The organism is Streptomyces sp. BR123, assembly GCF_013401435.1.
Taxonomy (GTDB): domain Bacteria; phylum Actinomycetota; class Actinomycetes; order Streptomycetales; family Streptomycetaceae; genus Streptomyces.
On sequence record NZ_JACBGN010000227.1, the window covers coordinates 1 to 11,787 of the forward strand.

The 11,787-nt window shown below is 73.3% G+C and carries 13 protein-coding genes; 3 read left to right on the forward strand and 10 right to left on the reverse strand.

Features of this window, described 5'->3' with window-relative positions; translation table 11 throughout:
* On the reverse strand, nt 1-697 hold a 697-nt coding region (locus tag HYE82_RS27215), incomplete at its 3' end, for a TerD family protein (RefSeq protein ID WP_179176810.1).
* Nucleotides 698-886: 189 nt separating this feature from the next.
* Nucleotides 887-1,432, reverse strand: a complete 546-nt coding sequence (locus tag HYE82_RS27220) for a M48 family metallopeptidase (RefSeq protein ID WP_256987759.1) — start codon at nt 1,430-1,432, stop codon at nt 887-889.
* Nucleotides 1,433-1,693: 261 nt separating this feature from the next.
* Between HYE82_RS27220 and HYE82_RS27225 the strand changes: the two genes are divergently transcribed.
* Together HYE82_RS27225 and HYE82_RS27230 are read left to right on the forward strand one after the other, a co-directional pair.
* Complete coding sequence (locus HYE82_RS27225; protein WP_179176812.1) at nt 1,694-2,800, forward strand: ThiF family adenylyltransferase; 1,107 nt, start codon at nt 1,694-1,696, stop codon at nt 2,798-2,800.
* A gap of 150 nt (nt 2,801-2,950) precedes the next feature.
* Complete coding sequence (locus tag HYE82_RS27230; RefSeq protein WP_179176813.1) at nt 2,951-4,279, forward strand: AarF/ABC1/UbiB kinase family protein; 1,329 nt, start codon at nt 2,951-2,953, stop codon at nt 4,277-4,279.
* A 7-nt stretch (nt 4,280-4,286) separates the two neighbouring features.
* On the opposite strand, the gene HYE82_RS27235 is transcribed toward HYE82_RS27230, so the two are convergent.
* From HYE82_RS27235 to HYE82_RS27255, 5 genes are all read right to left on the reverse strand, one after another.
* Nucleotides 4,287-4,493 (reverse strand): hypothetical protein, encoded by a 207-nt coding sequence (locus HYE82_RS27235; RefSeq protein ID WP_179176814.1) that lies wholly within the window; start codon nt 4,491-4,493, stop codon nt 4,287-4,289.
* Nucleotides 4,494-4,617: 124 nt separating this feature from the next.
* Entirely contained in the window at nt 4,618-4,947 is a 330-nt protein-coding gene (locus tag HYE82_RS27240) for a hypothetical protein (protein WP_179176815.1), read from the reverse strand.
* Nucleotides 4,944-5,315 carry a WhiB family transcriptional regulator gene (locus HYE82_RS27245; protein WP_179176816.1) on the reverse strand — a complete coding sequence of 124 codons (372 nt, stop codon included), beginning with the start codon at nt 5,313-5,315 and terminating at the stop codon, nt 4,944-4,946. Before HYE82_RS27245 ends, HYE82_RS27240 begins: the two co-directional genes overlap by 4 nt.
* Nucleotides 5,316-5,499: 184 nt before the next feature.
* Nucleotides 5,500-5,835, reverse strand: coding sequence for a hypothetical protein (locus HYE82_RS27250; protein WP_179176817.1), 336 nt, complete (start codon nt 5,833-5,835; stop codon nt 5,500-5,502).
* A 167-nt stretch (nt 5,836-6,002) separates the two neighbouring features.
* Nucleotides 6,003-8,195, reverse strand: coding sequence for an ATP-dependent DNA helicase UvrD2 (locus HYE82_RS27255; protein WP_179176818.1), 2,193 nt, complete (start codon nt 8,193-8,195; stop codon nt 6,003-6,005).
* A gap of 171 nt (nt 8,196-8,366) precedes the next feature.
* On the opposite strand from HYE82_RS27255, the gene HYE82_RS27260 reads away from it, so the two are divergent.
* A complete protein-coding gene (locus HYE82_RS27260; protein WP_179176819.1) occupies nt 8,367-8,627 on the forward strand; it encodes a mycoredoxin in 261 nt (86 codons plus the stop codon).
* Nucleotides 8,628-8,752: 125 nt separating this feature from the next.
* Here the strand turns inward: HYE82_RS27260 and nudC are convergent, their stop codons facing one another.
* The 3 genes from nudC to HYE82_RS27275 form a co-directional block, all read right to left on the reverse strand.
* A complete protein-coding gene (gene nudC / locus HYE82_RS27265) occupies nt 8,753-9,694 on the reverse strand; it encodes an NAD(+) diphosphatase (RefSeq protein WP_179176820.1) in 942 nt (313 codons plus the stop codon).
* A 123-nt stretch (nt 9,695-9,817) separates the two neighbouring features.
* Nucleotides 9,818-11,236: a dipeptidase gene (locus HYE82_RS27270; RefSeq protein WP_179176821.1), complete on the reverse strand. Its 1,419-nt coding sequence runs from the start codon at nt 11,234-11,236 to the stop codon at nt 9,818-9,820.
* Nucleotides 11,237-11,245: 9 nt separating this feature from the next.
* Nucleotides 11,246-11,787: PD-(D/E)XK nuclease family protein (locus tag HYE82_RS27275; protein WP_179176822.1), on the reverse strand; the 542-nt coding region annotated here is incomplete at its 5' end.

Here is an 11,787-nt window from a genome sequence, read left to right on the forward strand (position 1 = left end):
ATAAGAGACAGGGCTGGGGTGCCGGCGGGGCCTGCGGGGCCTGGACCGGGGTGCCGAAGGACGGCGCGGGCGCGGCCTCCTGCGGCGGGGCGAAGGCCGGGGCGGGAGCCGGGGCAGCGGGCCGGCCCGGGGCCTGCTGCGCGGGCTGCTCCTGCTCCTGTTCCTGCTCCTCGGCCACCTCGCCGCCGAAGTGCTGGAGCAGGGCGGCGAGTCCGCCGTCGAAGCCCTGGCCGACCGCGGCGAAGCGCCACACGTCCTTGAGGTAGAAGTCGCCGAGCATCAGCGCGCGCTCGGTGCTGAACTCCGCGCCGGTGAAGGAGTACCGGACGACTTCCTCGCCGCCGGCCACGATCCGGATGTAGCCGGGGCCGATCTGCGACATCTGGCCGTCGCCGTCGAGGGTGGCGGTGAAGGACAGCTTGTGGATGTGGGCCGGGATGCGGTCCAGCGTCACCCGGAAGGACTCGGTGTCGCCGGCCTGTGCGCCGAGCTGCTGGATGGACTCCTCCGGCGACTTCGGCTGGTTGTAGAAGACGAAGTAGCGGTCGTCCGAGAGCTGCTCATGGGCGTCGAGCCCGAAGCAGCTGATGTCGAAGGCGAGTCCCGGCCCGGCGATCTGCACGCCCACGTACAGGTCCGTGCCCGCCGTCAGATCGCTGATCCTGGCCTTGTGACCGCGTTGGAATTCCCTGGCCATGCGTAAGACCGTCCCCCATCCCGACAGTGAAATGCGTGCCGCTCAGGCTAGCCGCATCCGACGACATCAGGCCAAGTCGGTACCGACCCGGTACAAGTCGGTACCGAGCCGGGACAAGTCGGTACCGAGCCGGTACACGGCGCCCGGTCACCGCGGGCCCGGTGCCCCGGGACCGGCGGCCCGCAGGAGTCAGTCGCCGCGGGGCCCGGGGATCTCGGGGAGGCGGTCGGCCGCGGCCGCGCCCTCCAGGTAGCCGCGGGCCCGCTCGGTGCGCGGGTAGGCCTCCAGCAGTTCCCAGAAGCGCGGGCCGTGGCCGGCCACCAGGAGGTGGGCCAGCTCGTGCAGCAGCACGTAGTCGACCACGTACTCGGGCATCCCCTGGAGGCGGTGCGAGAGCCGGATGCTGCCCTCGGCCGGGGTGCACGAGCCCCAGCGGCTGTTCTGGTTGGTGACCCAGCGGACCGAGCGGGGGCGGGCGCGGGCGCCGAGGTACTGCTCGGACAAACGGGCGGCGCGCTCCCCGAGTTCCGCGTCCCCGAGGGTGCGCCGGGTCTCCCGTGCGGCCAGTCTGTCGAGCATGACGCCCACCCAGCGCTGCTCCTCGGCCTCGGACATGCGGGCAGGAATGAGCACGACCGTCCGGTCGCCTTCGCGGTAGGCGGACACGGTCCTGCGGCGGCGCGCGCTCCGGCGGACTTCGACGGCGCGCTGCGTGGGGTCGGCGGGCACGCCCATGACCGTACCCGCTCGACGCGGACGGGGGAGCCCCGCTCCGCGGTTCGGACCTGATCCATTCGCAGCGGGTGCCGCATGCACGACCCTTCTCCATCTCATATGCCCAATAGGTCGTGCCTGTGGACAAACTCGCGCACCGGATGCGGCGGGCGGGCACTGTTGCGGTGGACGGGAAACCGGCGACGGGAATCCGAGGGCGGGGAACCGAGGGCGGTCCGCGCAGGCGGTGCGCCGACGAGGACGAGGAGGAGGGGGAGGGCCGTGTATCCGAAGGTGAAGCCCGCACTGGCCAGGGCGTGGCGGGATCTGCAGACGGTCCAGTTCGGGGTGACGCCGGCGCATGCCGTGGTGCTCGGCCCGGTCGACACGGCGACGGGGGCGCTCATCGACCGGATCGACGGGACCCGCGGCATGGACCTGCTGCGCACGGAGGGCGCGGCCATGGGGCTGCCGGACGGGCAGGTGGACGGGCTGGTCCGGCGGCTGGCCGCGGCCGGGCTGCTCGACGACGCCACGGCGGGCGGGCCGCGGGCCCAGGCGGTGCGCAAGCGGCCGGAGACGCTGGAGCGGCTGGGGCCCGACCTGGGCTCGCTCTCCCTGGTGCACCGCGAACCCGGCGGGGATCTGCGGGGCGTGGCGGCGCGGCGGGCGATACGGGTCCAGGTGCGCGGCAGCGGCCGGGTGGGCGGGCAGATCGCCGCGGTCCTGGCCGGGGCCGGCGTGGGCCGGGTGGAGGTGCTCGACGGAGGGCGGGTGGAGCCGGCGGACGTGGCGCCGGGCGGGATCGGGCCCGACAGTGTGGGCCGGCTGCGCTCGGAGGCCGCCGCGGGGCTGGTGCGCGCGTCGGCTCCGGGGCGGGCGCCGCGGGCGGCGGAGCGGGAGGGCCCGGAGACCGTCCCGGCCCTGGTGGTGGTCGCGCCGCGGGACGGCCTTGCCGTCTGGGCGCCGGATCCCGCGCTCGCGGCCGACTGGATCGCCGGCGGCGTCCCGCATCTGTACGCGGGGGTGCTGGAGGGCACGGGGATCGTCGGGCCGCTGGTGCTTCCGGGGGCCACGGCCTGTGCCGGCTGCATGGAGCGGGACCGGGTCGAGCGGGACCCAGCCTGGCCGCGGATGCTGGTCCAGTGGCGCTCGGCGCACCGCAGGCGGGCGGCCGCGGCCTGTGATCTGGGGCTGTCCACGGCGGTGGCCGGGCTGGCCGCGGCGCACGCGCTGTCCTTCGTCGACGGGGAGCTGCCGGCATCGACCGCATCCCGCTGGGAGGCCGCTCTGCCGGGGCTGCACTGGGAGCGCACCGGGATCCGGCCGCACCCGGGCTGCCCGTGCGCGGCGGCCACGCTGGCGGCGGAGGAGGAGGTACGGGAATGAGACGGGCCGGTTCGGGTCTCGGACAGGGCGGGGCGATGCGCGCCGGAGGGCGCGGAAGGGCCATGACAGGATGCGGGGAGGCCGCAGGCGCGGAGAGGGCACCCCTGAACCGCCGCTTGCGCCACGGCTGTCTGGGAATTGGAGGGGCGCATGTCTGATCTTCCCCGGAAGGCGGTCACCCGTACCGTCAAACTGGCCGCGCTGCCGCTGGGCATCGCGGGTCGGGCCACCTGGGGGCTGGGGAAGCGGATCGGGGGCAAGTCGGCGGAGATCGTGGCGCGTGAGATCCAGCAACGCACCGCCGAGCAGCTGTTCCGCACGCTCGGGGAGCTGAAGGGCGGTGCCATGAAGCTCGGGCAGGCGCTCTCCGTCTTCGAGTCGGCCCTTCCCGAGGAGTTCGCCGGCCCGTACCGGGCGGCGCTGACCAGGCTTCAGGAGGCGGCTCCGCCGCTGCCCGCGCAGACGGTGCACCAGGTGCTGGCGGAGCGTCTGGGGAGCGACTGGCGGGACCTGTTCGAGGAGTTCGAGGACAAGCCGGCTGCGGCGGCGTCGATCGGGCAGGTGCACAAGGCGGTGTGGCACGACGGCCGGCAGGTGGCGGTCAAGGTCCAGTACCCGGGGGCCGGAGAGGCCTTGGTGTCGGATCTGCGGCAACTGAGCCGGTTCGCCGGGCTGCTGGGGCCGCTGGTCCCGGGCATGGAGCTCAAGCCGTTGATCCAGGAGATGCGCGACCGGGTCGTGGAGGAGCTGGACTACGAGCTGGAGGCCGAGGCGCAACGCACCCATGCGGACGCGTTCGGGGACGATCCGGACGTGGTGGTGCCGGATGTGGTGCACCAGGGCGACCAGGTGCTGGTGACCGAGTGGCTGGACGGGACCCCGCTCTCGGAGGTGATAGCCGACGGCACGCAGGAAGAGCGGGACCGCGCCGGTCAGTTGCTGGCCCGGTTCCTGTTCACGGGGCCGGCGCGCACGGGGCTGCTGCACGCGGATCCGCACCCGGGCAACTTCCGCCTGCTGACGGGGCCGGAAGGCCGGATACGCCTGGGCGTGCTGGACTTCGGCACGGTCGATCGGCTGCCCGGTGGCTGGCCCAAGGCCATCGGCACCTCGCTGCGGATGACGCTGGAGGACGATGCCGAGGGCATGTACGGGCACCTGTCCGCCGAGGGGTTCGTGAAGGAGTCCATCGAGCTGGACCCGCGCGCGATGCTGGACTACCTGAAGCCCATCATCGAACCCATCGAGGCGGAGGAGTTCACCTTCACCCGGTCGTGGCTGCGCGGCCAGGCGTCCCGGCTGGCCGATCCGCGCTCCCCCGCCCACCAGTTGGGTCGGCAGATCAATCTGCCGCCGGCGTACCTGCTGATCCACCGCGTGACGCTGAGCACCATCGGGGTGCTGTGCCAGCTGGGTGCGACGGTGCGACTGCGGGGCGAACTGGAGGCCTGGCTGCCGGGGTTCGTGCCGCCGGAGTGAGGCGGGCTCACCACCAGGACGAGTCGAGGCGGCCCTCGATCGCCCGGAGGTTCTCCCGCGCGCAGTCCACGCAGAAGTACTGTCTGGTCCCGTTCTCCACCGAGCAGGTCCAGGTGGGCGGGGGGCCGTTCGGGGACCGTGTGCCGCAGCGCGCGCAGACGACGGGCTGGGCCTCGGGTTCCGACGGGTCGGGAGGAGGAGTCGGCTGGGCCACCTCCCGACGATATCCCCGGCGGGGCGCGGAGCGGTCCGCAACGCACCGGGGGGACCGGTCCGTTCGGACCGGTCCCCCCGGTGTGCTGCCCGCGCCGCCGGGTGGCGGCGCGGGCGGGCCGGTCTCAGTGCATGACGGCCATGGCCAGTGCACGGCGGGCGCGCAGGGAGACGCGCTCGGCACGCCGCTGCATGCGGCGGGCGGCGACCAGGCGCAGGGCGCGACGCTCGGCGTCGGCCTCACGCATGCGGTCGTCCATATGCGCACGGGCCAGGGCTTCTGGGATGAGTTGCATTTCGCGGGTCCTGTTCTGACGCGAGGTGATCGCGCCGGTGGTGATGAAGTCTGCGGTGGCGGAGCCGTGGGGCTTCTCGCTCGTCGTGTGGGCGGTCATGGAGGCCTGCTTCAGGGGGTCGTGCGTCAGGGGGCGGTCGATGGTTCCGATGGCGTTCATGCCGAGGCAACCGGGTTCTTGCGCGGGCGGCCACGGGGACGCTTGCGGGCGACGACCACACCCTGGACGAAGAGCTCGCCGCCCCAGACACCCCAGGGCTCGCGGCGCTCGAGCGCACCGGCGAGGCAGGCCTCGACCAGCGGGCAGGTGCGGCACAGGGACTTCGCGTACTCGACGTCGGCCGGGGACTCGGCGAAGAAGACCTCGGGGTCGTAGGTACGGCAGGCGACCGGTACGCCGAGGTTCTCGATGGCGTCGTCGAGCGCGGTGAGCGCGGTGAGGGGAGTCAAGGTGGAGTCCTCCGGGACTGCGGGCGGGGAGATCGTCTGGGTCTGCGGTACGGACGGGGCGTGCTCTTCGAGTTGCACGGTGTGTTCTTCCTCGTCTTGTTCGGTTAGTCGTTCCGGCCGGGTTCGGCCGGGGGCGGCTGGTACCTGGTCTTGCCAGTCCCGAGGCTCCTTCTCGCCGTCGTCCCCGATCGGGGACAAACAGAAGGGCCGCGGATCCCGGGTGGGGTTCCGCGGCCCTGAAGGCGCCGGCCTGATCGCTGGATCAGGCTGGATCACTCCAGGGTTCGAGCCCGCGGAAGGCCCACATCAGGTGGTGCTGCTGCTTCGTCTGCTTCGTCTTGGATCCGGCACCGGCCGCGAAGGCGAATCCATAGGCGTGCGCCTGGGCTTCTGCCAGTTCTGCCACCGGTGCCTGGGTCGGTCGCTCATTCCGCTCGCTCACGGTCGACGCGACGGGCGCGGCGGCCAGCAGGGCGCGGCTGTCGGCGGAAATCGCGGACAGACCGGTACCCATGAGCGGGAGGAGCGAGGAGGAGCCGAGCGTGCAGGAAGCGGCGACCGGGCGATCGGTCATCTTGGTGGTGATGGTGCTGGTCACTGGTCTCGCCTCCTCTCGGCGTCTCGGGGACGGGCCCGGGGGCCTGTCCCATGCGTATTCGGATAAGTACAGCACGGATCGGAAGCTTCGTCAGAAGCCACCGTTTCCGTTGCTAAGAACCTATGGGGATCGGCTGGGCATGTGCAAACTATTTTTCCGACGAGTTTCTACGCGTCGACGCCGCCCGCAGCTTCAGGCGCCTGACCTGCGCAGATGGCCAGGACCTCGGCTCCGTACCGATCGAGCTTCCGGCCGGGTACGCCGGGGATGACCGCGAGCTCGCCCGGCCCGGCGGGAGCGGCCTCGGCGATCGCCGTCAGCGTCTTGTCCGTGAAGACGCAGTACGCGGGCACCCTCTGTTCCCGGGCCTGTATCTCGCGCCACTCCCACAGCCGCTCGTAGAGGCCCTCGTCCATGTCGGACGGGCAGTCCTCGCAGCGCATCAACTTGAGCTCGCCGGCCGCGGTCAGCGTTCTGCCGCAGACCCGGCACCGCGCGGAGCCGCGGGGGGTGCGGCGGCGGGTCTCCCGCTCGGCCACCTCCCGCTCGGCCGGGGAGCCGGCCCAGGCCGCGAGGGTCCCGGAGCCCGGCCTGAGCCCGTTCAGGAAGCGGCTGGGCTCGCGGGAGGCGCGGCCGCCCGGAGAGCGCGAGAGGGCCCACGAGAGGCTCAGGTGCAGGCGTGCGCGGGTGACGCCGACGTAGAGGAGCCGCCGCTCCTCCTCGATCTGGTCGTCGGTCTTCGCGTACGTGATCGGGAGCATGCCGTCCGTGAGGCCGACGAGGAACACGGCGTCCCACTCCAGGCCCTTCGCCGCGTGCAGCGAGGCGAGGGTGACGCCCTGGACGGTCGGCGCGTGCTGGGCGGCCCGGCGCTCCTCCAGCTCGACCGCCAGGTCGGCGAGGGTGGCCCCGCCCCGGGCCAGGGCGAAGTCCTCGGCGAGCCGGACCAGCGCGGCCAGCGACTCCCACTGTTCGCGGGCGGCCCCGGAGCCGGCGGGCGGCTCGGCGGTCCAGCCGGTGGCGCTGAGCACGGCGCGGACCTGGGCGCCGAGCCCGATGACGTCGTCGAGCAGCGGGTCGTTGCCTGCGGAGCGGGCGGCGCCGCGCAGGGCGAGGAGCGCCCTGTGCACCTCGGCCCGCTCGAAGAACCGCTCGGCCCCGCGCAGCCGATAGGGGACGCCGGCGTCGGCGAGGGCCTGTTCGTAGACCTCGGACTGGGCGTTGATGCGGAACAACACGGCGATCTCGCCGGCCGGGACTCCTGCGGCGATCAGCTTCCGGATCCGGGCGGCGACGCCCTCGGCCTCGGCGGGCTCGTCGGCGTAGGCGGCATAGACCGGGTCGGGGCCGGGCTCGCGCTGGGAGACCAGCTCCAGGCGGTGGGCGGCGGCCCGGCCGCCGGCCTGGGCAAGGAGCCCGTTGGCGAGGTGGACGACCTGGGGGGTGGAGCGGTAGTCGCGGACCAGCTTGACGACGGTCGCGTGCGGGTAGCGGATGCGGAAGTCCAGCAGGTGGTCCGGGGTGGCCCCGGTGAACGAGTAGATCGTCTGGCTGGCGTCGCCGACGACGCAGAGGCTGTCGCGGTCGCCGAGCCACAGCTCCAGCAGCCGCTGCTGGAGCGGGCTGACGTCCTGGTACTCGTCCACGACGAAATGCCGGTACTGGCGGCGGATCTGCTCGGCGATGTCGTGGCGGTCCTGGAGGATGCCGACGGTCAGCAGCAGCACGTCCTCGAAGTCGATCATGCCGCGGTCGCGTTTGAGCTGCTCGTACGTCCCGTACAGCTGGGCGATCTCGGCCATGTCGCGGGGGGCGTCGCGGCCCGCCTTCAGGGCGGCCGCCGGATAGTCGGCGGGGACGGTCTGGGTGACCTTCGCCCATTCGATCTCGCCGGTGACGTCGCGCAGTTGGCTGCGGTCGAGGCGGACGCCGCAGCGCGTGCCCGCGTCGGCGACCAGCTGGACCTTGCGTTCGAGGAGCCGGGGCAGCTCGCCGCCGACGGCCCGGGGCCAGAAGTACTGGAGCTGGCGCAGGGCGGCGGAGTGGAAGGTCCGGGCCTGGACCCCGCCCGCGCCCAGGGCGCGCAGCCGGCCGCGCATCTCGCCGGCGGCGCGGTTGGTGAAGGTGACGGCCAGCACGCTGGCGGGCATGAGCTGCCCGGACCGGACGCCGTAGGCGATGCGGTGGGTGATCGCCCGGGTCTTGCCGGTTCCGGCGCCGGCCAGCACGCACACCGGTCCGCGCAGGGTCGTGGCGACCTCGCGCTGCTCCGGGTCCAGGCCCAGGAGCACCGCGTCGGCCGAGCCTGCCGAGTCGTCTGCGCCGGCGGGGAAGGACGGGAAGGGCGTTGCTGCTGTCACCCCGCCATGCTGCCAGGTCCGGACCTGGGGGCGGGAAATCCGTCCACAGGGAAGCGGCGCCGGTCACACTCGTCGTACTTGACGTATGCGGCGTGCGACGGGTGCGGGAATGGCTCGGGGGTCCCGTACGTTCGAGTACTCCGGATCACCCACCCCACGAAGGAGCGCAGCATGCAGGACACGGGTTCCGTCACGATGTACAGCACGACCTGGTGCGGCTACTGCCGCCGGCTGAAGACCCAGCTGGACCGGGAAGGCATCGCGTACAACGAGATCAACATCGAGCTGGACCCGGAGTCCGCGGCGTTCGTCGAGAAGGCGAACGGCGGGAACCAGACCGTCCCGACCGTGCTGGTGGTGTCCCCGTCGGGCACCGAGTCGGTCATGACGAACCCGAGCCTGGCGCAGGTGCAGCAGGCCCTCGCCGTCTGAGCCGGACCCCCGAGCCGGATCCGCGGCCGGGCCGGCGCGCCGGACGTACGCGCGGAAAGGCCCCCGCCGAGGCGGGGGCCTTTCGCTTGCCCGCCCTTCCACCGGCCCCCGGACAGCGCCGCGGGCTACGCGGCCGGGCGCGGCAGGGGCTCGCCGTACCAGCGCTCGACGAGCCGGGCCGCGATGGAGATCCCCGACGGGGGCAGCACCTCGCCCGTCTCGAAGGCGCGGCGCAGCTCCTCGCGGGAGAACCAGCGGGCCTCCTGGATCTCCTCGCCGTCGACGTTGATCTCGGAGGTGACGGCCCGGGCCGTGAAGCCGAGCATCAGGCTGTACGGGAACGGCCAGGGCTGGCTGGCGGTGTACTCGACCTCGCCGACGCGGACGCCCGCCTCCTCCCAGACCTCGCGGACCACCGCCTGCTCGATGGACTCGCCCGGCTCGACGAATCCGGCCAACGTCGAGAAGCGGCCCTCCGGCCAGTGCACCTGGCGGCCCAGCAGCGCCCGGTCCCGGTCGTCGGTGACCAGCATGATCACGGCGGGGTCGGTGCGCGGGTAGTGCTCCGCTCCGCAGCCCGGGCAGCGGCGGATGTGGCCCGCAGCCGCGACCACCGTGCGCTCCCCGCAGCGGGAGCAGAAGCGGTGCATCCGCTGCCAGTTCTCCAGGGCGACCGCGTGCACCATCAGCCCGGCGTCGCGCGGGGACAGCAGCATCCCGGCCTCGCGCAGGCCGGCCGGGCGGGCCGACTGGTCCATGCGGCCCGGCAGGACGTCCTTCTGCAGCGCGAAGTACCGTACGCCGTCCTCGTCGGTGCCGAGGAAGTAGCGGTGGGTCTCGGTGAGCGGGGCCTCGAAGGCCGGGGTCATCACGATCCCGGTGCCGCCGTCGGGGGTGTCGTCGATCAGGACCTGGCCGCCGGAGACCACGAAGACCCGGGTCGTGGGGTGGCTCCAGGCGGCGGCGAGCCAGGCCTCGTCGAGGCGGTGGTGCGCGGCGCGGTCGATTCCGCTGGGCGCGGCCAGCGAGATCGGGTGCTCGGTATACGTGCTCACAGGTACTTCCAACTCCCCCGGTGGCGTGGACGGGCAGGCTCGGTGGCTCGTGACTCGTGACTCGTGGTGCGTGGGTGGTGCGGGGCGTGCGGGGCGCGGCCGCGCCCCGCACGCGGGAGGCGGTGCCGCCGCGGGTCAGGCTGTGCCGGCGCCCGTGGGCTTCCAGTGGGCGGCCAGGTCGCCCCAGAGGTGGGCGGCCGTCTCGACGCCCTTGAGGAGCAGGTCCAGCTCGACCTTCTCGTTCGGGGCGTGCCAGCCGTCCGACGGCACCGAGATGCCGAGGAACAGCACGGGAGCGCCCAGGACGTCCTGGAGGTCGGCCGCCGGTCCGGAGCCGCCCTCGCGGGTGAAGCGGACCTTCTGCCCGAAGGCGCGGCCCATGGCCCGTACGACGGACTGCAGCGCCGGGTGGTCCAGCGGGGTCAGGCAGGGCCGGGTCGGGGCGCCGAAGACGATGGAGTGGCGGATCCCGTCGGGGACGCGGGCCGCGACCCAGTCCCGGACGGCGGCCTCGACCTCGTACGGGTCCTGCCCGGACACCAGGCGGAACGACAGCTTCAGGTGGGCGGAGGCGGGCACGATGGTCTTGCCGCCGGGGCCCTGGTAGCCGCTGCCGATGCCGTTGACCTCGGCGGTCGGGCGGGCCCATACGCGCTCCAGGGTGGAGTAGCCCTTCTCGCCCGCCGTCGCGTGGGACCTGGCGTTGGCCAGCCATTCGGCCTCGTCGAACGGCAGCTCGGCGATCAGCGCCCGCTCCTCGTCCGTCAGCTCGGCGATGCCGTCGTAGAAGCCGGGGATGGTGACCCGCTCGTCGGCGTCGTGCAGCGCCGCGACCAGGCGGGCGGCGACGGTGGCCGGATTGGGCACGGCCCCGCCGAACGCGCCGGAGTGGATGTCCTGGTCGGGCCCGTGCAGGTCGATCTCGCAGTCGGCGACGCCGCGCATGCCGGTGCACACGGTCGGGGTGGTCTCGGACCACATGCCGGTGTCGGAGACGATCACCACGTCGGCGGCGAGGCGGTGCGCCTCCCGCTCGACCAGGGCCCGGAAGTGCGGGGAACCCGACTCCTCCTCGCCCTCGACCAGCATCTTGAGGTGCACGGCGGGGGCGTCGGCGCCGGTCGCGGCCAGGTGCGCCCGTACGCCGAGGGTGTGGAAGAACACCTGGCCCTTGTCGTCGGCGGCGCCCCGCGCGTACATGCGGCCGTCCTTGACGACCGGCTCGAACGGCTCGGTGCGCCAGCCGTCGGCGAGCGCGGCGGGCTGCACGTCGTGGTGGCCGTACACGAGGACGGTCGGGGCCCCGGGGTCGTCGGCGGGCCACTCGGCGAAGACGGCGGGCGCGCCGTCCGTCTCCCATACTTCGGCGACCGGGAAGCCGGTCTCGGTGAGCTGGGCGGCGAGCCACTCGGCACTGCGTCGTACATCGCCCGCGTGCTCGGGCTGGGCCGAGACGGAAGGGATGCGGAGCCACTCGGCGAGGTCGTCGAGGAAGGCGGCGCGATGGGTGTCGATGTACGTGCGGACGACGTTGTCCGCCGGGGTTTCGCTCATGCCACGACCCTATCTGTCTGCCCGGCGGCCACTGGCCGTGCCCGATGTGCCTTGGAGGATCCGCTCAATGGTGGCCCGGCCGGGGAGGCGGCGCGGCCGGATCACGCGGCCGCTGCGGACGTGGAGGAAGGCCGCTCCGACCCGGCGCAGGGGGGTGCCGGTGGTCTCCGACCAGGCGAGGCGGTAGATCGCGAGCTGGAGGGGGTCGGCCTCGGTGGATCGGCTGGTCTTCCAGTCGACGATCTCGTACGCGTACCGGCTGCCCCGGGGGTTGCGGTAGACCGCGTCGATCCGGCCGCGGATCACGCGGCCGGCCAGGGTCAGCTGGACCGGGACCTCCAGGCGGTACGGGGTGCGCTCGGCGTACTCGCTGCGCTCGAAGGACTCCTTGAGGGCGGTGAGGTCGGCCTCGTCGGCGACCTCCTGGTCGGAGCCGGGCAGGCCGCCCCCTTCCGGGTCGAGGACGTCGAGGAAGGGGAGCGGGAGCTCCTCGAACCGGGACTCCACCCAGGCGTGGAAACGGGTGCCGCGGCGGGCCGCCGGGGCGGGTG